Origin of the sequence: Nocardioides sp. (assembly GCF_044226305.1) — a bacterium.
GTDB lineage: Bacteria > Actinomycetota > Actinomycetes > Propionibacteriales > Nocardioidaceae > Nocardioides.
The window spans coordinates 102,445-121,495 of sequence record NZ_JBGAHF010000001.1; the positions used below are offsets into that span (position 1 = coordinate 102,445).

Annotated in this window: 23 protein-coding genes and 1 tRNA gene; 7 read left to right on the top strand and 17 right to left on the bottom strand. The window is 72.4% G+C overall.

Features of this window, described 5'->3' with window-relative positions:
• Positions 1-19 precede the first annotated feature (19 nt).
• Positions 20-775 carry a hypothetical protein gene (locus ACILQ5_RS00555; RefSeq protein WP_395656011.1) on the top strand — a complete coding sequence of 252 codons (756 nt, stop codon included), beginning with the start codon at positions 20-22 and terminating at the stop codon, positions 773-775.
• A 19-nt stretch (positions 776-794) separates the two neighbouring features.
• On the opposite strand, the gene ACILQ5_RS00560 is transcribed toward ACILQ5_RS00555, so the two are convergent.
• Positions 795-1,142: an ArsR/SmtB family transcription factor gene (locus tag ACILQ5_RS00560; RefSeq protein WP_395656012.1), complete on the bottom strand. Its 348-nt coding sequence runs from the start codon at positions 1,140-1,142 to the stop codon at positions 795-797.
• A gap of 122 nt (positions 1,143-1,264) precedes the next feature.
• Here ACILQ5_RS00560 and ACILQ5_RS00565 point away from each other — a divergent pair, with 122 nt between their 5' ends.
• Positions 1,265-1,798, top strand: coding sequence for an ArsI/CadI family heavy metal resistance metalloenzyme (locus tag ACILQ5_RS00565; protein WP_395656013.1), 534 nt, complete (start codon positions 1,265-1,267; stop codon positions 1,796-1,798).
• A 431-nt stretch (positions 1,799-2,229) separates the two neighbouring features.
• On the opposite strand, the gene ACILQ5_RS00570 is transcribed toward ACILQ5_RS00565, so the two are convergent.
• From ACILQ5_RS00570 to ACILQ5_RS00595, 6 genes are all read right to left on the bottom strand, one after another.
• Positions 2,230-2,306 (bottom strand) — tRNA-Met (locus ACILQ5_RS00570).
• Between the two features lie 62 nt (positions 2,307-2,368).
• On the bottom strand, positions 2,369-5,443 hold the full coding sequence (locus tag ACILQ5_RS00575; protein WP_395656014.1) for a UPF0182 family protein: 3,075 nt from the start codon (positions 5,441-5,443) through the stop codon (positions 2,369-2,371).
• Positions 5,444-5,450: 7 nt separating this feature from the next.
• A complete protein-coding gene (locus ACILQ5_RS00580) occupies positions 5,451-6,008 on the bottom strand; it encodes a PPA1309 family protein (RefSeq protein WP_395656015.1) in 558 nt (185 codons plus the stop codon).
• Positions 6,005-7,069 carry a PDZ domain-containing protein gene (locus tag ACILQ5_RS00585; protein WP_395656016.1) on the bottom strand — a complete coding sequence of 355 codons (1,065 nt, stop codon included), beginning with the start codon at positions 7,067-7,069 and terminating at the stop codon, positions 6,005-6,007. Before ACILQ5_RS00585 ends, ACILQ5_RS00580 begins: the two co-directional genes overlap by 4 nt.
• Positions 7,070-7,136: 67 nt before the next feature.
• Positions 7,137-7,388 carry a hypothetical protein gene (locus ACILQ5_RS00590; RefSeq protein ID WP_395656017.1) on the bottom strand — a complete coding sequence of 84 codons (252 nt, stop codon included), beginning with the start codon at positions 7,386-7,388 and terminating at the stop codon, positions 7,137-7,139.
• Positions 7,389-7,448: 60 nt separating this feature from the next.
• Positions 7,449-7,871: a molybdenum cofactor biosynthesis protein MoaE gene (locus ACILQ5_RS00595; protein ID WP_395656018.1), complete on the bottom strand. Its 423-nt coding sequence runs from the start codon at positions 7,869-7,871 to the stop codon at positions 7,449-7,451.
• A gap of 69 nt (positions 7,872-7,940) precedes the next feature.
• On the opposite strand from ACILQ5_RS00595, the gene ACILQ5_RS00600 reads away from it, so the two are divergent.
• On the top strand, positions 7,941-9,248 hold the full coding sequence (locus ACILQ5_RS00600) for a zinc-dependent metalloprotease (RefSeq protein ID WP_395656019.1): 1,308 nt from the start codon (positions 7,941-7,943) through the stop codon (positions 9,246-9,248).
• A complete protein-coding gene (locus ACILQ5_RS00605) occupies positions 9,245-9,790 on the top strand; it encodes an NUDIX hydrolase (protein WP_395656020.1) in 546 nt (181 codons plus the stop codon). Before ACILQ5_RS00600 ends, ACILQ5_RS00605 begins: the two co-directional genes overlap by 4 nt.
• Before the next feature lie 17 nt (positions 9,791-9,807).
• On the opposite strand, the gene ACILQ5_RS00610 is transcribed toward ACILQ5_RS00605, so the two are convergent.
• The 3 genes from ACILQ5_RS00610 to ACILQ5_RS00620 all read right to left on the bottom strand — a co-directional run bounded on the left by ACILQ5_RS00610 (position 9,808) and on the right by ACILQ5_RS00620 (position 12,570).
• Positions 9,808-10,356, bottom strand: coding sequence for a M48 family metallopeptidase (locus ACILQ5_RS00610; RefSeq protein ID WP_395656021.1), 549 nt, complete (start codon positions 10,354-10,356; stop codon positions 9,808-9,810).
• Between the two features lie 9 nt (positions 10,357-10,365).
• Positions 10,366-11,412: a PHP domain-containing protein gene (locus ACILQ5_RS00615; protein WP_395656022.1), complete on the bottom strand. Its 1,047-nt coding sequence runs from the start codon at positions 11,410-11,412 to the stop codon at positions 10,366-10,368.
• 330 nt (positions 11,413-11,742) lie between these two features.
• The gene (locus ACILQ5_RS00620; protein WP_395656023.1) at positions 11,743-12,570 is read right to left on the bottom strand and encodes an enoyl-CoA hydratase/isomerase family protein; all 828 of its coding nucleotides are present in this window, start codon (positions 12,568-12,570) and stop codon (positions 11,743-11,745) included.
• A 193-nt stretch (positions 12,571-12,763) separates the two neighbouring features.
• Between ACILQ5_RS00620 and ACILQ5_RS00625 the strand changes: the two genes are divergently transcribed.
• Together ACILQ5_RS00625 and ACILQ5_RS00630 are read left to right on the top strand one after the other, a co-directional pair.
• Positions 12,764-12,922: a DUF5679 domain-containing protein gene (locus ACILQ5_RS00625; protein WP_011754982.1), complete on the top strand. Its 159-nt coding sequence runs from the start codon at positions 12,764-12,766 to the stop codon at positions 12,920-12,922.
• Between the two features lie 161 nt (positions 12,923-13,083).
• Positions 13,084-13,821 carry a hypothetical protein gene (locus ACILQ5_RS00630; RefSeq protein WP_395656024.1) on the top strand — a complete coding sequence of 246 codons (738 nt, stop codon included), beginning with the start codon at positions 13,084-13,086 and terminating at the stop codon, positions 13,819-13,821.
• Between the two features lie 21 nt (positions 13,822-13,842).
• Here ACILQ5_RS00630 and ACILQ5_RS00635 read toward each other — a convergent pair whose 3' ends face one another.
• The 6 genes from ACILQ5_RS00635 to ACILQ5_RS00660 form a co-directional block, all read right to left on the bottom strand.
• Positions 13,843-14,004, bottom strand: coding sequence for a hypothetical protein (locus ACILQ5_RS00635; RefSeq protein ID WP_395656025.1), 162 nt, complete (start codon positions 14,002-14,004; stop codon positions 13,843-13,845).
• Between the two features lie 107 nt (positions 14,005-14,111).
• The gene (locus ACILQ5_RS00640; RefSeq protein ID WP_395656026.1) at positions 14,112-14,267 is read right to left on the bottom strand and encodes a hypothetical protein; all 156 of its coding nucleotides are present in this window, start codon (positions 14,265-14,267) and stop codon (positions 14,112-14,114) included.
• 84 nt (positions 14,268-14,351) lie between these two features.
• Positions 14,352-14,516: a hypothetical protein gene (locus ACILQ5_RS00645; RefSeq protein WP_395656027.1), complete on the bottom strand. Its 165-nt coding sequence runs from the start codon at positions 14,514-14,516 to the stop codon at positions 14,352-14,354.
• A gap of 61 nt (positions 14,517-14,577) precedes the next feature.
• The gene (locus ACILQ5_RS00650) at positions 14,578-14,919 is read right to left on the bottom strand and encodes a WhiB family transcriptional regulator (RefSeq protein WP_395656028.1); all 342 of its coding nucleotides are present in this window, start codon (positions 14,917-14,919) and stop codon (positions 14,578-14,580) included.
• Between the two features lie 147 nt (positions 14,920-15,066).
• The gene (locus tag ACILQ5_RS00655; RefSeq protein WP_395656029.1) at positions 15,067-15,291 is read right to left on the bottom strand and encodes a hypothetical protein; all 225 of its coding nucleotides are present in this window, start codon (positions 15,289-15,291) and stop codon (positions 15,067-15,069) included.
• A gap of 196 nt (positions 15,292-15,487) precedes the next feature.
• A complete protein-coding gene (locus tag ACILQ5_RS00660) occupies positions 15,488-17,548 on the bottom strand; it encodes an ATP-dependent DNA helicase UvrD2 (RefSeq protein ID WP_395656030.1) in 2,061 nt (686 codons plus the stop codon).
• A gap of 82 nt (positions 17,549-17,630) precedes the next feature.
• Here ACILQ5_RS00660 and ACILQ5_RS00665 point away from each other — a divergent pair, with 82 nt between their 5' ends.
• Positions 17,631-17,879, top strand: coding sequence for a mycoredoxin (locus ACILQ5_RS00665; protein WP_395656031.1), 249 nt, complete (start codon positions 17,631-17,633; stop codon positions 17,877-17,879).
• Between the two features lie 21 nt (positions 17,880-17,900).
• Here the strand turns inward: ACILQ5_RS00665 and nudC are convergent, their stop codons facing one another.
• Positions 17,901-18,812 (bottom strand): NAD(+) diphosphatase, encoded by a 912-nt coding sequence (nudC, locus tag ACILQ5_RS00670; RefSeq protein ID WP_395656032.1) that lies wholly within the window; start codon positions 18,810-18,812, stop codon positions 17,901-17,903.
• Positions 18,813-19,051: the final 239 nt, after the last annotated feature.

Sequence of the window (19,051 nt, forward strand, 5' to 3'; positions counted from 1 at the left end):
CGACCAAGGAGCAAGACCGTTGAGATCACCGCAGAACGGCGCCGAGGCGCCGAAGTCCCAGCACCTGCCCGAGAGCGCGGCGACACCGACCGAGCCCACCCCGGACCGAGCGCTCCGCGAACGAGTCGTGGGTGCGACGGCGATCGCGCTGGCGGCGTCGTTGGTGGTCCAGAACGCGATCCTCGTCTGGGTCGGAGCGCCCGGCTACGGGGACCCGATCGAGGAGGTGCTGGCCTTCCACGCGGAGAACCGGGACGCGGTCGCGATCGCGGTCGGCTCGGAGGCGCTGAACGTGCCGCTGCTGCTCGGGTTCCTGACCGGCCTCCACGGGCTCGTCGAGCGTCGCGGGAGTGCGGGAGCCGACTGGTCGCGCCTCGCGATCGCCGCGGGCGCGACCCTGTCGGCGGTCTTCGCGCTCTACGCCGTGCTCTGGAACGGCGTCGTGCTGTCCGCCAGCGAGCTCAGCGAGCCGAGCCCGGTGTTCGAGCTCCTCTGGCAGATGCATGCCGCAGCCTTCGCGCTAGCACTGCCGGCGCTCGGCACCACCCTGGTCGGCGCTGCGCTGGCGACGCACGCGAGCGGGCTGACGCCGCCGTGGCAGCGCCTGCTCGGCATCGCCGGAGGAAGCGTGCTCGTCGCCGCCGGGACGGCGAACCTCGCGATCGCGGACGGCTCGGCACTCCTGTTCGTGGGCATGCCCGGCTACGTCGCCTGGCTGGTGTGGCTGGTGGCGACCGGCGTCCGGCTGGCGCGCTCCCACAGCCGACCGTCCTGAGGGGTGCGAGCGACCGCAGTCACCGCGTCACGAGGGCGGCGCGCAGCGACTCGAGTGCCGACGGGACGATCGAGTACCAGATGTTGCGTCCACGCTTCTCGGACGTCACCAACCCGGCCTTCGAGAGCACCTTCAGGTGGTGGCTCACCGTCCCCTGGGAGCGACCGACCGGCTCGGTCAGGTCGCAGACGCAGACCGCCCCGGCGTTCGCGAGCAGGGAGACCAGCCGCAGCCGCACGGGATCGCCGAGCGCCGCGAACCTCTCGGAGAGCACCTCGGCATCCGCCTCCGCCAACGGTTCGAGCGCCAACGGCGCGCAGCACTCGACGCCCGTGACCTGGACCAGCGGCAGTTCCTTGACCCCCACGACGCCTCCTCGTGCGACGACAGCTCAGCCATGGTGACAAATCCATTGACTTTCATCAATGCTTCGCTACTGTTCGTGTCACCGAATCAATCGACATCCATCGATGCATTAGAGGAGGATCCATGTCCCGCATCCAGCTCGCCCTCAACGTCGACGACATCGACGCCGCCGTCGACTTCTACTCCACCCTGTTCGACACCGCGCCGACCAAGCGCCGGCCCGGCTACGCGAACTTCGCCGTCGAGAACCCGCCGGTGAAGCTGGTGCTGTTCGAGAACCCGGACGCGACCGGCACCCTGAACCACGTCGGGGTCGAGCGGTCGTCGATGGAGGAGGTGCAGGCCGAGGCCGACCGACTCGAGGCCGCGGGCCTCACCCTCGATGTCGAGGGGGACGTCGTGTGTTGCTACGCCCGTCAGGACAAGCACTGGGTCACCGGGCCCGACGGACAGCGCTGGGAGAACTACGTCGTCCTCGCGGACGCCCAGCCCGAGCTCGAGGGCAGGACGTCCTCCGACCTCGCGCAGCTCGACAGCGGCGAAGCCGCCGGGTCCGCCGGATGCTGCACTCGCCCGGCCGACGGGACCGTCGACGCCGCGACCGCCGGCGCACCCGCCGTCCCGGTACCCGCCACGGCGGGATCCGGCTGCTGCTGAGCCGGGCGTGGCCCGCGCAGCACGCCGCCTCCGCGCTCTGGTGACCGCCCACCACGCGCACGGGACGACGGCTGGACGGAGCCCGTTGCGCGACTCCCGGAACCGCCTCCGGGCCGGGAGCACGTCGTCATCGTCGGCGGCCGGCGCGGACCCGCCGTGCCACGGCAGCACCGGTGCCGGTGCGGCGGATCCCGTGCGACCCACGCTCGGACCGACCGCATCGCTGGACCGGGTCGACGCGGGACGTCATACGTGCTGGCGGTTCCGACGCCCGGAACGGATGACGTCCCGCGGAAGGTCATGCGTTCCGGTCGTCCCGGCCGCCATCTCGTATGACGTCCCCGGCTCCGCACCGACGCGCCAGTGGCGCTCGCACCCGGGTGCACAGAAAGAAGCGGCCCTCACCATCTCTGGCGAGGGCCGCTTCCACTTGGTAGCGGGGGCAGGATTTGAACCTGCGACCTCTGGGTTATGAGCCCAGCGAGCTACCGAGCTGCTCCACCCCGCGTCGGTGAACCCCACGTTAGTGGATCGTGGCGGGCATCCCAAATCGGACCGACGTGGGGCCGGTCACCCCGAGGGCGAGCTGCTCGACCCGTCCGACGGCGACGCGCTCGGGGAGCCCGACGCCGAGTCCGACGGCGAGGCGGACGGTGACTCCGAGGCCGACCCGGACCCGCCGCCCTTCTGCTCCTCGGGGAGCTGGCTGGCGAGGTCGAAGGCCTGCTTCACCAGCGCCTTGCCCTGCTCCATCAGACGCGCCCAGGTGACGCTGTCCCCCTCGGCCTGGGCCTGGTCGGCTCGGTCGAACTTCGCCTGGGCCTGGTCGAGCAGGGTGCGGATCTGGTTGACGAGCGACCCGGTCGGCTTGCCGTCCCCGCCGTTGTCGCCGCCGTTGTCCCCACCGTTGTCCCCGCCGTTGGTCGTCGGCAGCGACTGGTCGAGGGCGTCGGCGAGCGCCGCCGGCAGGGAGGTCCCGATGCCGACCTCTCCGTTGTAGGACACCAGCACGTAGGCCAGGCTCGGATAGCTGACCGACGACGCCGCGCGCACGGCGTACACCGGCTCGACGTACATGAAGCCGTCCTTGACCGGCAGCGTGAGCAGGTTGCCGTAGATCACCTGCCCACCGCTGCGGTTGAACGTCGCCAGCTGGTCGGCCACGTCGGCGTCGGAGTTGAAGTCGTTGGCGACCTGCCCGGGACCCTTCGTGCTCTGGTCGTCGAGCTCGAGGACCTGGATCTTGCCGTAGTCCGGGGAGTTCGCGTCCGACGTCACCGTCATGAACGCCGCCAGGTTGCTCTTCTTGTACGGCACGAACGTCGAGGTGAGCGAGAACGCCTGCTGCTGGAGGGCGGCATCGGCGCCGACCGGCTGGTCGACGAACAGGCGGTACGGCGGCTGCAGGCTGCCGCCGGAGTTCGGGTCGACCGGGACCTCCCAGCGGTTGTTGCCCTGGTAGAAGTCGCTCGGCTGCACGTGGTACCGCGCGTACTGGTAGCGCTGCACCTTGAACAGGTCCTCGGGATAGCGCAGGTGGTCGGTCACCGCCTCCGGGATGTCCGACTTGGGCAGCACGGTGCCCGGGAAGACCTTCTCCCAGGTCTGCAGGATCGGGTCGTCCTCGTCCCACTCGTACAGGCGGACGGTCCCGTCGTAGGCGTCCACGGTGGCCTTGACGGCGTTGCGCATGTAGTTGATCTCGTCGGTCGGCACCGTGCGCAGCGCGTCGCTGGTCTGCAGCGAGTCGTTGGTCATGGTGTCGAAGGACTCGCGCTCCGAGCCCGGGTAGCGGTCCGTGGTCGTGTAGCCGTCGAGGACCCAGAGGATCCGGCCGTCGGCCACCACCGGGTAGGCGTCCCCGTCGACCGTCAGCCACGGGGCGAACTTCTCGACGCGCGTGTGCGGGTCGCGGTTGTACAGGATCTGGCTGCTGTCGTTCACGCGCCCGGAGAGCAGGAAGTTCGGCTCACCGAACTTCACCGCGTACATCAGCTGCCGGAACGTGCTGCCGATGGCGACGCCACCGGTGCCGTCGTACGTCGTCGTCGTGTCGTTGTCGGAGTCGGACTCGCCAGAGGCGTCGGTCGTCGGGAGGCTCAGCTCGACCGGCTTCGCGCCCGACTGGGTGCCGACGATGGAGTAGTCGGGGCTCTTCTCGCCGAAGTACACCCGCGGCTCGAAGCCACCGGTGGCCGTCGCGAGGGCGTCCTGGCCCGCGCCACGGCCCTGCGCCCACTGCGTCTTGTCGTCCGAGGTGCTCGCGGGCACCTGGTCGCCGGTCGAGCGCTGGTTGCCGTAGGCCGCGATGATCCCCGACCCGTGGGTGTAGACGGTGTGCAGGTTGGACCAGTTGCGGTCCCCGTCGGGGATGCCGGACTGGTCGAGCTCGCGCACGCCGAGCACCAGGGCGCGGTCGATGCCCTCGATGTCGTAGTGGTCGACGTCGAGGACGTCCGCCACGGAGTAGTAGGCACGCCCCTGCTGGACCTGCTCGAAGGTCGGGCTGACCAGCTTCGGGTCGACGAGCGGGACGGAGGCGGTCGCGCCGTCGAGGGTGCGGAGGTCGGCGTCGGTGATGGTGCCGTCGACGACCTTCGTCGTGTCGACGTCCCCGATGTCGTACGCCGCGCGCGTGGCCTCGATGTTGGCCGTGATGTAGCGCTGCTCCTTGTCGGCCTCCGACGGCTTGACCTGGAACTGCTGGACGATGCCGGGCCAGATCAGGCCCAGCAGGATCGCGGACACCGCGAGCAGCGCGAGGCCGACCGAGGGCAGCAGCCAGGTGCGGCGCCAGACGTTGACGAAGAAGAGGATCGCGCAGATGACCGAGATGCCGAGCAGGATGTTCTTCGCGGGCAGCACGGCGTGGTCGCCGGTGTAGCTCATGCCGGTGATCAGCGACCCGCTCTTGTTCACCAGGTCGAAGCGGTCCAGCCAGTAGTCGGCGGCCTTGGCCAGGACGAACAGCCCCAGCAGCAGCGAGAGCTGCGCCTGGGCCGCGCCGGAGAACCGGTCACGCGGCGTCTGCAGCCGGATCCCGCCGTACAGGTAGTGGGTGACGGCGGCCGCGATGATCGCGATCACCAGCGCCGCCATCGTGAAGTCGACCAGGTAGTGCAGCCACGGCAGGTCGAAGACGTAGAACCCGATGTCCTTGTGGAACCAGGTGTCCTCCTGGCCGAAGGGGACGCCGTTGCGCCACATCAGGTAGTTACGCCACTCCCCGATCGCCGAGCTGCCGGCGAACGCACCGAGGACGACCGAGACCCCCACCAGCAGCCAGGTGCGGATCGGGGTGACCGCGTCGCGGTAGCGGTCCAGGCCGTTCTGCTCGGGCGACCCCGGCCGGAAGAACGGGCGGAACCGGTAGGCGAGGTAGATGTTCAGCCCGACCACCAGCGCCATCAGGGCGCCGAAGACGAGGAACAGCAGGGTTTTGGTCCAGAACAGGGTGCTGAAGACCTCGGAGTAGCCGCCGGCCTGGTACCAGAGCCGGTCGGTGTAGAGACCGGCGAACGTGCTCAGCCCGAGGAACAGGAGCACGAGGACCACGGCGGTGACGATCAGCGCTCGGGAGCGGCGGGAGCCGGAGCGCGGCGGCGGCCCGGCGGGCTGCGCCTCCTCGTCGAACAGCTCGCTCATGCGGGGTTCACTCCTCGTTCTCGTCTTCCAGCGTGGCACCGAGCAGGTGGAGCAGCCCGGGCACGAGATCGGCGCCGCCGACCACGGACTGGTCGTCGTCGTGGGCGCGCAGTCGCAGCGCACAGTACGTCGCGCCGGCGCGGGTCGCACCCGCCACGATCCGGACCTCCTGGCGGTCCGGGTGGTCGCGCGCGAACTCCTCGGCCGAGCGTGGGTCCTCGGGGATCTGGGAGTCGGCGTCCGGCGGCAGCACCAGCCGCTCGACGACGGCCGCGCACCCGGCGACGCCGGGCGGCCAGACGATCGACTCCAGCGCGACCTCGAGCGGCTGGTCCGGCGCCAGCTGGTCCTGCTCGACCGGGGTCAGCGAGCCCTCCGCGGACGCCTCGTCCAGCCCCATCAGGGCGGCCAGTGCCGGCTCCCGCTCGACCAGGGTCGCCGTCGCGACCAGGGCGTAGAGCCGGGCCGGCTGGTCCCAGCCCTCGCCGGCGGCGTGGTTCTCGATCTCGAGGACGGCCGCCGCGAGCGCGGGGTCGACGTCGAGGTCGGCGTCGAAGTCGGTCACGTGCCCGCCCCCTCACAGCTCGGAAGATCGGCGTCGGGGTCCTTCACCCACGCCTCGATCGCCAGCCGGGCGTCGTGCATGGTGTCGGCGCGGACCAGCCGCATGTCGCCGTTCGGCGCCCCGAGCGCGTCCTGGCAGTTGTCCGGCGGGACCAGGAACAGCTCGGCGCCGGCGTCGCGGGCACCGACGATCTTCTGCTGGATGCCGCCGATCGGTCCGACCGCGCCGGTGGCGTCCATGGTCCCGGTGCCCGCGATCGTCTTCCCGTCGGTCAGCGAGCCGGGCGTGAGCGTGTCGTAGATGCCGAGGGAGAACATCAGCCCCGCGCTCGGGCCGCCGATGCCGTCGCCGATGTTGATCGAGACGTCGACCGGCAGGTCCGTCGTGACCTGGCCGCCGACCTGGATGCCGACCTGGGGCTTGCCGTCGACCGTGTCGGGCGTGACCGCGACCGTCGTGCGCTCGTCGTCGCGGCGCACGACGAAGGTCACCGGCTGGCCCTCCGGAGCGGCCGTGACCGCGTCGACGACGTCCTGCGACGACGAGACCGGTGCGCCGTCCACCCGGAGGATCACGTCGCCGACCTCGAGGTTGCCGTCGGCCGGTGCGTCCTTGCTGACGTCGGCGACGACGACGTCGGTCACGTCGTAGCCGAGCTCCTCGAGCGCCACCGCCGTCGCGGCGTCCTGCGAGGAGGTCATCTGCGCGGCGCCCTCCTGCTTGTTCTGCTCCACGGTCTCGTCCTGCTGGTAGACCGCGTCATACGGGTAGACGGCGTCCTCGTCGCTGACCCAGTCCTGCATCAGCTCGAAGAGGTTGTTCTTGCCCTCGGGCCGGGGCTGGGAGACGTAGACGGTGGTCATCCGCAGCTGGCCGTCGTCGGGGTAGGACTTCTTGCCCTCGATCTCGATGATCGGCTTGCCGGCGTCGTTGTCGCCCAGCACGTTGACGGTCAGGCCCGGCTCGTAGGTGACGTACGGGAGCGGCACCAGCGCGGCGGTGACCCACAGCCCGATGAGCAGCGGCACGGCCAGGATGCCGGCCACGGTGCGCTGCGTCATGGCGCCAAGCCTGTCAGATCAACCCTGAACAACTCCCAACCAACCCTGAGCCTGGGCTGAAGAGTGCTCAGGACACCCGGCGGGAGGGTCGCACGGCGATCCCCGTCGACCGGTCCGCGGCCGGCGGCGGGGCCGCGTAGCCCGGTGCGGGCCGACGCCGCCGCGCGGTGCGGGCGTCGGGCTCCAGGGCGCTGGCGAGCCGGCGTACGGCGACCTCACGGTCCACCTCGCCCCGGCCCTCGCGGCCGAGCCAGGCCACCCACAGCATGGCGAGCACCGTCACGACGACCGACGGCACCAACCAGAGCAGGACCTGCACGAGGACGAGCGTAGGTCCGCGCGTGGGCAAAACCCCCGCGACGCGCGGGGCCACGGCCGGCTACGGCGTGCCGACCCACTCGTCGGACCCGTCGGCGAACCGCTGGTGCTTCCAGATCGGCACCTCGGCCTTGAGGGTGTCGATCAGCGCGCGCGAGGCGTCGAAGGCGACCCCCCGGTGCGCGGCGGTGGTGGCCACGACGACCGCCACGTCGCCGATGCTCAGCGACCCGACCCGGTGCACCGCGGCCACCCCGGTGACCGCGTGCTCGGCCGCGACCCGCTCGCACACCTCGCGCATCTTCTCCAGCGCGCTGGGGTGGGCCGAGTAGTCCAGGCCGTCGACCCCCTTGCCGCCGTCGTGGTCGCGCACGCGACCGACGAAGAGGGTCAGTCCGCCCGAGGACTCGTCGTCCAGGGCGGCGACGACCTCGGTGACGTCGAGGGGGGTCTCGCGCAGGTCCACGAGTCGCACGGAGCTCACAGGGCGACCCTAGGCCAGCTCACAGCCGGACCCTAGGGCGTGGCTGGGCGAGGCGCGTACCGTGGAGCCATGACCGACAAGCCGGGCGACGCGCCCGACTCCCCCGACGAGGGACAGAACCCCTTCAAGGGGACGCCCTTCGAGCAGCTCTTCGGAGCGGCTGGGGCGGGGATGCCCGACCTCAGCTCGATCTTCAGCCAGCTCCAGTTCCTCATGCAGCCCCACGACGGCCCGCTGAACTGGGACTTCGCCCTCGACATCGCGCGCAAGACCGTCGCGCAGTCACCCGACCCCAGCCCGACCCGCAAGGAGCAGGACGCCGTCGCCGACGCCGTCCGCCTCGCCGACCACTGGCTCGACGAGACCACCGCGTTCCCCTCCGGCGTGAGCTCGACCGCCGCGTGGAGCCGCGCCGAGTGGGTCGTCGGCACCACCGACGTCTGGAAGATCCTGGTCGAGCCGATCGCCGAGTCGTCGGTCAACGCGCTCTCGGGTGCGCTCCCGGCCGACGCCCAGGCGATGTCCGGGCCGCTGCTCGGCATCCTCGGCCGCGCCGTCGGCGGCATGCTCGCGCAGCAGGTCGGCTCCGGCCTGGGCGCGCTCGCCTCCGAGGTGCTCAGCGTCTCCGACATCGGACTCCCGCTCGCCACCCCCGGCAAGGCGGCGATCGTGCCGGCCAACGTGGCCACCTTCGTCGAGGGCCTCGACGTGAGCGCCGACGACGTCCTGCTCTACCTCGCCCTCCGCGAGGCCGCCCACCAGCGGCTCTTCGCGCACGTCCCGTGGCTGCGCGACCACCTGATCGGCGCCGTGGCCGACTACGCCCGCGGCATCGAGATCAACGCCGAGAGCATGCAGTCGCGCATCGAGGAGCAGATGAGCGGCGTCGACCCGATGAACCCCGAGTCCATGCAGCAGCTGCTCGAGGGCGGCATGTTCGACCTGCCGCGCTCCCCCGGCCAGGAGGCCGCGCTCCTGCGCCTCGAGACGACCCTGGCGCTGGTGGAGGGCTGGGTCGACGAGGTCGTCGGCCAGGCCACCGTCGAGCGGATGCCCTCGGCTGCCAAGCTCCAGGAAGCGTTCCGTCGCCGCCGTGCCGCGGGCGGTCCGGCCGAGCAGACCTTCGCGACCCTGGTCGGCCTCGAGCTGCGGCCGCGCCGGCTGCGCGACGCGTCGACCCTCTGGGGCTCGCTGCGCACCCGCCAGGGCACCGAGGCCCGTGACGGCGTCTGGATGCACCCCGACCTGCTGCCGACCGCGACCGACCTCGACGACCCGTTGGGGTTCCGCGAGGAGGCGACCGCGCTCCCGGAGCTCAGTGACGAGGACTTCGACGCCGAGCTGCAGAAGTTGCTCGGCTCCGACGACGAGGAGTGACCCTCCACGCCGACGCGCTCGCGCTGCTCGAGGGCTGGGCCGCACCCGACCCTCGCCAGGAGGAGCTGCGCCGCCGGTACGTCGAGCACCTGCGCGCCCACCCCGACGGCCTGACCCGCGACTGCCGTCCCGACCACCTCACGGCGAGCACGCTGGTGCTCGACCCGGGCGGCGACGCCGTCTTGCTGACGCTGCACGCGAAGGCGCGCCGGTGGTTCCAGCTCGGCGGCCACTGCGAGCCCGGTGACGTCTCGCTCGCCGACGCCGCCCTGCGCGAGGCGCGGGAGGAGTCCGGTCTCGACGACCTGGTGCTCGACCCGGTGCCGGTGCAGCTCAGCGAGCACGCGGTCCCGTTCTGCGGCGGACACGGGGACGTCCACCACCTCGACGTCCGGTTCATGGCGTTCGCCGCCCCGGGCAGCGAGCACGCCGTGAGCGAGGAGTCGCTCGACGTGCGGTGGTGGCCGGTCGACGCGCTGCCCGACCCCGAGCCGGACCTGGTGGAGCTCGTTGCCCTGGCCCGGGCGCGGGCGTCCGGCTGATCCGCGAGCGACCTCGCTCAGTCGAGCTCGTCGCTCGGGGGCGGGTCCAGGCGGGCCGCCGCCGACCAGCCGATGAGGTAGCCCTTGGCCCGCTCGGACTGCGGGTAGCGGTCCACCCAGGCCCAGAACCGGGAGTCGTGGCCCGGCTCGAGCAGGTGCGCGAGCTCGTGCACCAGGACGTAGTCGACCACCCACTGCGGCATCCCCTGCAGCCGGCCCGAGAGCCGGATGGTCCGGTCACCGGGCGTGCAGGAGCCCCACCGCGACTGCTGGTTGTCGACCCAGCGCACCGACTCCGGGACGGCCAGGCCGCCGAGGTAGCGGTCGCTGAGCTCCCGGGCCCGGCGCATCAGGTCGCCGTCGCTGGGCTTGCGACGGCGCTCGGACCGCTCGAGCCGGGCCAGCATGGTCTCCACCCACTCCGCCTCCTGCTTGCGCGAGAGCGAGGCGGGGATCATCACCACGACCCGGTCGCCGTCGCGGTAGGCGGAGACGGTACGCCGACGGCGCTTCGAGCGCCGCACCTCCACCTCGGGCCGCGGGGCCGGCGACGGCGTGGTCGACATGGCCAGAACCTACCGGTTCGCCCAGGCCAGGAGGCGCTCCCGCGGCCAGGTGTTGACGATCCGGTCGGGGTCGATCCCGGCCTGCTCCGCCCGCTCGCAGCCGTAGACGAGGAAGTCGAGCTGGCCCGGCGCGTGCGCGTCGCTGTCGATCGAGAACACGCAGCCGGAGTCGCGGGCCAGCTCCAGCAGCCGGGTCGGCGGGTCCCGACGCTCGGGCCGGCTGTTGATCTCGACCGCGACGTCGTGCTCGGCGCACGCCGCGAAGACGGCGGCCGCGTCGAACTGCGACCCGGGCCGGGTTCCGCGGTTGCCGGTCACCAGCCGCCCGGTGCAGTGGCCGAGCACGTTGGTGCGCGGGTTGCGCACCGCCCCGATCATCCGTCGGGTCATCGCGTCGGCGTCCATCTTGAGCTTGGAGTGGACGCTGGCGACCCGGACGTCGAGCTGCGCGAGCAGCGCGTCGTCCTGGTCGAGCCCGCCGTCGTCGAGGATGTCGACCTCGATCCCCTTGAGCAGGGTGAAGTCCCCGCCGCCGGCGGACGCGAGGTGGTCGTTCACGGCGTCGACGACGCCGAGCTGGCGGGTCAGCCGGGCGGGGCTGAGCCCGTGGGCGACCGTGAGCCGCGGTGAGTGGTCGGTGAGGACGAGGTACTCGTGGCCGAGCTCCATCGCCGTGAACGCCATCTCCTCGATCGGCGAGCCGCCGTCGGACCAGTCCGAGTGGGAGTGCAGGTCGCCGCGCAGCCGCGCCCGCAGCTCCTGGCCGCCGGCCGTCAGCGGGCCCCCGTGCTCGCGCTCGAGGGCGGCGAGCCGGTCGGGCAGCTCGCCGCGGACCGCGGCGGCGACCACCTTCGCGGTGCTCGCGCCCACTCCGGGCAGCTCGGTGAGGGTGCCGTCGGCCACGGCCGCCGCGACCTGGTCGGACGACAGCGGCAGGATCGCCGCAGCCGCGTTGCGGTAGGCCTTGACCTTGTAGGTGTCCTCGCGCCCGCGCTCGAGCAGGAACGCGATCCGGCGCAGCGCGGCCACCGGCCCGCCGTCGTACGGCTCCGACACGCCGACCTCCTCGGAAACTCGTCGGTGATTTCTTTCCTCCACACCCGGTGGACGGCCATTGTGGCTGGTCAGCGGTCGGTACGGCGGTTCGCCGGACCGCTCCTCCACAGCGGTGTCCCGGGTTCCTCCACCGGTGCAGGCGGTTCGTCCACAGGTTTGTCCACAGGTTCATCCACAGGGTGGGGCCGCTGCCCGTTGACCCCTGTCCGCGGCGCCTCCTAGCGTGGCCCGCAGATGAGGCCCCCGGCCCGTCGACGGACACTCGCAAGGGGAAGGCAAGTGTCCACCGGCGGACGGGGGCCTTCTCTCACGCCCCGTCGGGGCGCCGCTTCAGCGCCCCTGGAAGGCCGGCGCGCGCTTCTCCTGCGCGGCGCGGATGCCCTCCTGCAGGTCCTCCGTGGCGAGGGTGACCGGCTGGGCCAGCGCCTCCCACTGGAGACAGGCCTCGAGGTCGGCGTGGCCGCCGTCGCGCAGCGCGAGCTTCGTCAGCCGGCTGGCGATCGGCGCGGTGGCCGCGATCCCCGCCGCCGTCTCGAGCACCTCGTCGAGAAAGGACTCGGGCTCGATCACCCGGGAGACCAGGCCCAGCCGGAGCGCCTCGTCGGCGTCGACCAGGCGGCCGGTGAGCAGCAGGTCGCGGGCGTGGGCCTCCCCGACCACGTTCGGCAGCAGGTAGGTGCCGGCCATGCCCGCGTGCATCCCGAGCTTGACGAACGGCGCCCCCAGGCGGGCGCCCCGCGCGGCGTACCGCAGGTCGCAGGCCAGGGCCAGGCACAGCCCGGCGCCGATCGCCGGGCCGTTGACCGCGGCGATCGTGGGCACCTCCAGGCGCCGGATCGCCAGCCAGGCCCGGTAGAACGCGATCATCCGGGTCCGCAGGTGGTCGACGGTGGCGTCCGGCTCGCTGGCGATCCAGGACGTGTTGCCGCCCGAGCAGAACGCCGAGCCCTCGCCGGTCACGACGACGGCGCGCACCGACCGGTCGGCGGCGAGCGCGTCCACGGCGGCGACCCACGAGTCGGTCATCTGGTCCGACATCGCGTTGCGCTGGTCGGGGTTGGCCAGGGTGAGCAGGGCGACCCCGTCGCTGGGTCGCTCGAGGCGCAGGTGGACGAGGTCGGGAGCGTCGGCGGGCAGGTCCGCGGGCTGGTCGGGCATGGGGTCAAGGTACTGGGGCCCGCTCGCCCTCGCCGTGACCGGTTTCACCGCTCCCGGTGCGCCTTTCACGCTCAGGCCCGTGCGTGTCGTAGGGTCAGGGACGGTCCGGCGGCACCCTCGCCGGGCACCGACGGGTCTTCCCCACCCACCCCGTCGCGACGACCGAAGTGAGACCAAGAGCAAGGAGGCCGTCATGGCGGAGACCTGGAGCGGCGAGTTCTACTGCGTGAAGTGCAAGGAGAAGCGCGAGGCCGAGGGCGAGGTCAAGGTGAACGACAAGGGCACCCGGATGGCGAAGGCCGTCTGCCCGGTCTGTGGCACCAACCTCAACCGGATCCTCGGCAAGGCCTGACGCACGCAGCAGCGCCCACGAGTTCGCACGGCGGCGTCCGCCCCGGGGCCGGGGCCCGGGTCGGGCGCCGTCGTCGTCTCCACCCTGCGGAGGAGCACGCTGCGGAGGAGCACCCTGTGGAGGAGCGCCCGCGACGCCCGCTGAGCGGGTAGATCGGGGGCATGACCTCGCTGCTGCGACCCGGGCTGCACGTCGTCCGTCGCGACGACGACCACCTCCAGGTCGGGCTGGACCCGCCGTGGCGGGTGGTGGCGCCCGACCAGCCCGAGGTACGCCGGCTGCTGGCCGACCTCGCCGGCGGCCGACCCGCGACCCCGGCCTCCCCCGCCGCGCACCGCACCCTGCTCGCGCTCACCGCCGCCGGGATGCTGACCGCCCCGGCCGGCCCGCCCGCCACCCGCGTCGTCGCCGTCCAGGCCCGCGGCGAGGTCCGGGAGGACGTCGAGCAGGCGCTGCGCGCGGCCGGCTGCGAGCCCGGTGACGACGGTGCCGCGGTCCTCGTCGTCGCCGACGGCGAGCTGAGCCGCTCCGACCTGGACCCGCACGTGCGTGCGGGACGGGCGCACCTGCCGGTGACGGCCGGTCCCCGGGGCTGGACGGTCGGGCCGCTCGTCGTGCCCGGCGCGAGCGCGTGCGTGCGGTGCGTGGACGCGCACCGCGGCGAGCACGACCCCCGCCGCGCCCTGGTCGTCGACCAGCTGGCCGGGCGTCGGTCCGCGCCGCCCGACCCGGTGCTCGCGGAGCTGGCGGTGCGCTGGGCGGTCCGCGACGTGCTCACCCACCTCGACGGCGGTCAGCCCTCGACCTGGTCGGCGACCGTGGAGCTCGGCCCGGACCTGCGCCCGCACCGGCGACCCTGGACCCGCCATCCGCACTGCGGGTGCTCCTGGGCACCCTGACCCGGCCGAGCCGGAGGGTGGTCACCAGAACTCGCTGTCGAGCTTCCCTTCCATCGCCCGCAGGTGGGTGCGCGAGCACTCGTCGCAGTAGGTGCGGCGCCGGCCGTTCTCGACCGCCACGGTCCAGGTCAGCGTCCGCGCGTCGTCGGTCTCCACGCGGCCGCAGAAGTCGCAGGTCGCCATGGCGCCAATCTAGCCCGCAGACACGGCGAGAGCCGGGTACGACGACGTGGGTCGTCGTACCCGGCTCTCGGTCAGGACACCGCGATCAGGTCATCGCCGAGGTGTCGTCAGAGCGCGCGGGCCAGGGCCAGCCGGGCCTGGTGCGCGGCCCGCTCCGCCTTGCGGCTGAGCCGGCGGGCGCGAGCCATCTGCGCCCCGCGCTGGAGCTGCTGCGCCTCTCCCAGGCGCGCGGACATTTGTGCGCGGGCCAGGTTTTCGTGCATGAGATTCATGTTCCTACGTCCGTTCTGGTCGGTCTGCTCGGTGTGCTTCATCGGTGGTGGTTGCTTCCTTGTGCGTCGGCGCGCTCAGAGCGTCCGGGCGAGGGCGAGCCGGGCCTGCTGGGCGAGCTGCTCGGCACGGCGGCCGGAGCGGATCGCGCGCGACAGCTGGCGACCGGGTCGGCACTGCTGTGCCTCACCCAGGCGGGCGCTCACCTGAGCGCGGGCCAGGTTCTCGTGGCTGAGGTTCATCTCGGTGTCCTTTGACGTCGTTGTCGAAGAAGGGTTCATCTGGTGGGGACGCTGCCTGGGGTCAGGCGGCGACTTCGTTCTTGCGGGGCCGGCCGCGGGGCCGCTTGCGCGGGATCACCACGCCCTGGAGGAAGAGCTGGCCTCCCCAGACGCCCCAGGGCTCACGCCGCTCGAGAGCGCCGTCGAGGCACAGCGCGCGGACCGGGCAGTCCTGGCACAGCGCCTTGGCCGCCTCGACGTCCGCCGGGGACTCGGCGAACCACAGCTCCGGGTTGTTGGCCCGGCACGGCAGCAGCTCGTCGTCGACCTGACCGGCCTGGTCGTGGAGCTCTCCCAGGCTGACCGTCATCGGCTGAGTCATCGGCGAGGCCGTCTCGGTGCGGACGAGTTCACTGATGGTCATGTTTCACCTCCTTCTTCGTGACCTGATCGCGGTGGGTGGTGCGGTACGGGGTCGAAGATCCAGCTCTGTCCCGGTTCTGGGAAACAGAAAGGCCGCGGATCCCGGTTCGGGTTCCGCGGCCTGGAGGCTGCCGATGACTGTTGGGTGTCAACAGGTCGGTGGTCTCCAGGCGGTGGTACCCGGGAAGTACGTCGGCGCGAGGCCCATGTCTCCCTTGGTGGCGCCCTGCGTGGCCGCAGCGATGCCGGCGCGCTCGCGCACGACGACAGCGGTCCGGACATCGGCGAGCAGGCCGAGGGCGTGGCCGCCGGAAATGGGCATGCCGAAAGCCGACGGGGACTGAACCGTCGTGCAGAGCTTGATGCTGTTCATGGGGCCACCTCCTTCGGTGCTTCGGGCGCCGATCGTGCCAAGATCGTGTGCGCGTTCATTGCGTGAGCGAAAACTTATCGCCCGGTCCGTGTCATGGGCAAACCATTTAGTGGGTATTTCGCGATTTTTTTTCGCACCGCTCCCGGAACGGCGTCCGGAGCCGTGTCGCGAGCCCTCCCGGACCCCTGCCGGCGCCTCATCCGACGACGTCGAGAACCTCGTTGCCGTACCGCTCGAGCTTCGACCGGCCGATGCCGTTGATGCGCAGCAGCGCCTCCGGCGTGCGCGGCTTCTGCTCGGCGATCAGCTGGAGCGTGGCGTCGGTGAACACGACGAACGCGGGCACGCTCTCCTCGCCGGCTCGCTCCTTGCGCCACTCGCGCAGTCGCTCGAACAGCTCCTCGTCGTACGACGCCGGGCAGTCCGCGCAGCGGCCCCGCTTCTTCTCGGCGCCGGTGCTGAGCGGCCGGCCGCACTCGCGGCAGCCCGCGACCTTGCGCTGCCGCGGCAGGTCGCGCTGGGCGCGTGCCTCGTCGGGCAGCAGCGGGTCGAGGAACCGGGACGGCTTCCGCGAGCCGCGCCCGCCGGGGTTGCGGGCCAGCGCCCAGGACAGGTGCAGGTCGACGCGGGCCCGGGTCATGCCGACGTAGAGCAGCCGCCGCTCCTCCTCGATCGCGGCCGGCCCCTCCGCGTAGGTGATCGGCAGCGTCCCGTCCTGGAGCCCGCAGAGGAACACCGCGTCCCACTCGAGGCCCTTGGCCGCGTGGAAGGTCGCCAGGGTCACCCCGTCGGCCACCGGTGCGTGCTGCTCGGCGGCCCGGCGGTCGAGGTCGTCGACGAAGGCGTTGAGGTCGGGGAGGACGCCGTCGACCGGGGTGCTCGCGAACTCCGCCGCCTGGTTGACCAGCGCGTGCCAGGACTCCCAGCGGTCGCGGGTCTGGCCACGTCCGGCGGGCGCCTCCGGCGACCAGCCCATGCCGCCGAGGATCGCGGTCACCGACTCGACGATGCCGTCGGCCGACCCCTCGCCCGATCGCGCGGCGCCACGGAGCCGGGTCACCGCCTCGCGGACCTCGGGGCGGTCGAAGAACCGGGCCGCGCCGCGCACGACGTAGGGGATCCGGCGCGCGGAGAAGGCCTCCTCGAAGGACTCGGACTGGGCGTTGATGCGGAACAGCACGGCGACCTCGGCGAGCGAGCGGCCGGCGTCGCGCATCCGCTGGACCTGCGCGGCGACCGCCTCGGCCTCGGCGACCTCGTCGGGCCGCGAGGTGTAGCTGACGGGCGGGCCGGAGGGGCGCTGCGCCCGCAGCTCGACCCCCTGGCTCGCGGAGCCCGCCAACAACGTGTTGGCGGCCTCGACCACCTCGGGCGTGGAGCGGTAGTTGCGGACCAGCTCGACCGAGGTGGTGCCGGGGTACTTCTTCGGGAAGTCCCGGAGGTAGTCGGCGTTCGCGCCCGCGAAGGAGTAGATCGTCTGCGCCGGGTCACCGACCACGCAGAGCTCGTCGCGGCCGCCGAGCCAGAGGTCGAGCAGCGCGGACTGCAGCGGCGACACGTCCTGGAACTCGTCGACGACGAAGAACTTGTACTGCCGCCGCACCTGGGCGGCGACCCGCTCGTCGTCGGCGAGCATGCCGGCGGTCAGGAGCAGGACGTCCTCCATGTCCATCCGCCCCTGCCCGCGCTTGACCTCCTCGTAGCTGCTGAAGACGTGCGCGACCGTCTCGGGGGTCTGCCCGGTGACGCTGCGGCCGCGCCGGGCGGCGATCCGGGCGTAGTCGTCGGGGTGGACGTTGCTGACCTTGGCCCACTCGATCTCGGAGGCCAGGTCGCGCAGCAGCGCCTGGTCGGCGCTCAGCCGCTGTCGGCGGGCGGCCGTCGCGAGCAGGCCGATCTTGGACTCGATGAGGGTCGGGAGCTCGGTGCCGTGGGCGTGGGTCCAGAAGTAGCGCAGCTGGCGGAGCGCCGCGGAGTGGAACGTGCGCGCCTGCACCCCGGGAGCACCGAGCGCACGCAGCCGCCCCCGCATCTCGCCCGCCGCCCGAGTCGTGAACGTGACTGCGAGCACCTCGGTCGGCGCGTAGACGCCGGTCGCGACGCCGTACGCGATCCGGTGGGTGATCGCCCGGGTCTTGCCGGTGCCGGCCCCCGCCAGCACCCGGACCGGGCCGCGCAGCGCCTCGGCGACCCGGCGCTGCTCGGGGTCGAGCGCGGCGAGCAGGTCCTCGGGACTGCGGCCGTCGGGATGGGGCATGCGCTGGAACAACTCCTGGGGGCCGATGGTTGGATCCGTCGAGAGGCATCAACACCCTAGACGCCGGAGGCGACAGTCCGAGATGAGCCTGTTCACGATGTACACGACCCCCTGGTGCGGCTACTGCCACCGCCTGAAGGGCCAGCTGGACCGCGAGGGGATCAGCTACGAGGTCGTCGACATCGAGCAGGACCCGGGGGCCGCCGACATCGTCGAGTCGGCCAACGGCGGCAACCAGACCGTCCCCACGCTCGTCTACTCCGACGGCACCGCGCAGACCAACCCCTCGCTGGCGCAGGTCAAGGAGAAGCTGGCCGAGCTGGTCGCCTGACCCGGGTGCCCGGCCGGGTCCTCACCACTGGCCGGGCAGCGGCCCGCCGTACCAGTGCTCGACGAGGGACCGGCTGATCGAGACCCCGCCGGGCAGCACCAGCGTGCCGGCCTCGGCCTGCTCCCTCATCTCCGCCCGGGTGAACCACCGGGCCTCCTCGATCTCGTCCTCGTCGACGGTCACCTCGGTGGTCTCGGCGTGCGCGACGAAGCCCAACATCAGGCTGGCCGGGAGCGGCCAGGGCTGGTTGCCGAAGTAGTCGACGGCCCCGACCCGCACGCCGACCTCCTCGCGGACCTCGCGGCGCACCGCGTCCTCGAGGGTCTCCCCCGGCTCGCAGAAGCCGGCCAGGGTGGAGTAGCGGCCGGCCGGCCAGACGGCCTGTCGGCCCAGGAGGCAGCGCTCGTCGGCCGAGCCGGGCTCACCGGAGGTCACGATCATGATCACCGCGGGGTCGGTGCGCGGGAACTGGGTGTGCCCGTTGCCGCAGACCAGCTCGTGGCCGGAGCGCCGCGGGTGGAGCGGGTCGGCGCAGCGGGGGCAGTAGCGGGTGACGAACAGCCACTCGGCGAGGCCGAGGGCGTGGAACACCAGGGGCGCGACGTCGGCCGCGCCCTCCCCGGCCAGGTAGGGCAGCAGCCCGCGCAACGGGGTCCACTCCCCCTGGGCCGCCTTCGACAGCGCGGCGTCGACGACCACCGCGAAGTACGCATGGCCGTGGTGCTCGCCCAGCAGCACCCTCAGCCCGTCGGGCGCCTCGGCCGGGCCGACCCAGTCGATCCGGCCGTCCCGCGGGCGGATCCGGGTCCCGGAGACGACCAGCACCCGGGTGTGCGGGTCCGCCCAGCGCTCGGCGAGCCAGGCGTCGTCGGTGCGGTGCTCGGCGATCCGGTCGTGGGGGTTCGCGGCCAGACGCTCGTGGGGATACCTCACCCGCGCGAGGCTAGCTCCCGGGTCGACAGCCACGGGTCCCGGCGGTGCGGTGGCTGTCGGTGGCTGTCGGCGGCTGCGGTTTCACCATGGTCCCCAGGTGAACCTGCACGTCCCTCGGTGAGCACGCCGTGGGAGGTGCAGGTCCGGGTGTAGACCATGGTGAAACTGCGACGGCGTCCGACGTCGTCCTACGCCGTCCGACGCAGCACCGTCGACAGCACGAGCGGTGGCCCTGGGGC

Bases quoted from the DNA above. Each gene is read 5' to 3' on its own strand.
- ACILQ5_RS00655 (WP_395656029.1), bottom strand. From the start codon at position 15,291: ATGAACAGCATCAAGCTCTGCACGACGGTTCAGTCCCCGTCGGCTTTC.
- ACILQ5_RS00565 (WP_395656013.1), top strand. From the start codon at position 1,265: ATGTCCCGCATCCAGCTCGCCCTCAACGTCGACGACATCGACGCCGCC.
- ACILQ5_RS00610 (WP_395656021.1), bottom strand. From the start codon at position 10,356: ATGTCGACCACGCCGTCGCCGGCCCCGCGGCCCGAGGTGGAGGTGCGG.
- ACILQ5_RS00645 (WP_395656027.1), bottom strand. From the start codon at position 14,516: ATGAACCTCAGCCACGAGAACCTGGCCCGCGCTCAGGTGAGCGCCCGC.
- ACILQ5_RS00630 (WP_395656024.1), top strand. From the start codon at position 13,084: ATGACCTCGCTGCTGCGACCCGGGCTGCACGTCGTCCGTCGCGACGAC.
- ACILQ5_RS00650 (WP_395656028.1), bottom strand. From the start codon at position 14,919: ATGACCATCAGTGAACTCGTCCGCACCGAGACGGCCTCGCCGATGACT.
- ACILQ5_RS00635 (WP_395656025.1), bottom strand. From the start codon at position 14,004: ATGGCGACCTGCGACTTCTGCGGCCGCGTGGAGACCGACGACGCGCGG.
- ACILQ5_RS00585 (WP_395656016.1), bottom strand. From the start codon at position 7,069: ATGACGCAGCGCACCGTGGCCGGCATCCTGGCCGTGCCGCTGCTCATC.
- ACILQ5_RS00620 (WP_395656023.1), bottom strand. From the start codon at position 12,570: ATGCCCGACCAGCCCGCGGACCTGCCCGCCGACGCTCCCGACCTCGTC.
- ACILQ5_RS00660 (WP_395656030.1), bottom strand. From the start codon at position 17,548: ATGCCCCATCCCGACGGCCGCAGTCCCGAGGACCTGCTCGCCGCGCTC.
- ACILQ5_RS00640 (WP_395656026.1), bottom strand. From the start codon at position 14,267: ATGCACGAAAACCTGGCCCGCGCACAAATGTCCGCGCGCCTGGGAGAG.
- ACILQ5_RS00665 (WP_395656031.1), top strand. From the start codon at position 17,631: ATGAGCCTGTTCACGATGTACACGACCCCCTGGTGCGGCTACTGCCAC.
- ACILQ5_RS00575 (WP_395656014.1), bottom strand. From the start codon at position 5,443: ATGAGCGAGCTGTTCGACGAGGAGGCGCAGCCCGCCGGGCCGCCGCCG.
- ACILQ5_RS00600 (WP_395656019.1), top strand. From the start codon at position 7,941: ATGACCGACAAGCCGGGCGACGCGCCCGACTCCCCCGACGAGGGACAG.
- ACILQ5_RS00625 (WP_011754982.1), top strand. From the start codon at position 12,764: ATGGCGGAGACCTGGAGCGGCGAGTTCTACTGCGTGAAGTGCAAGGAG.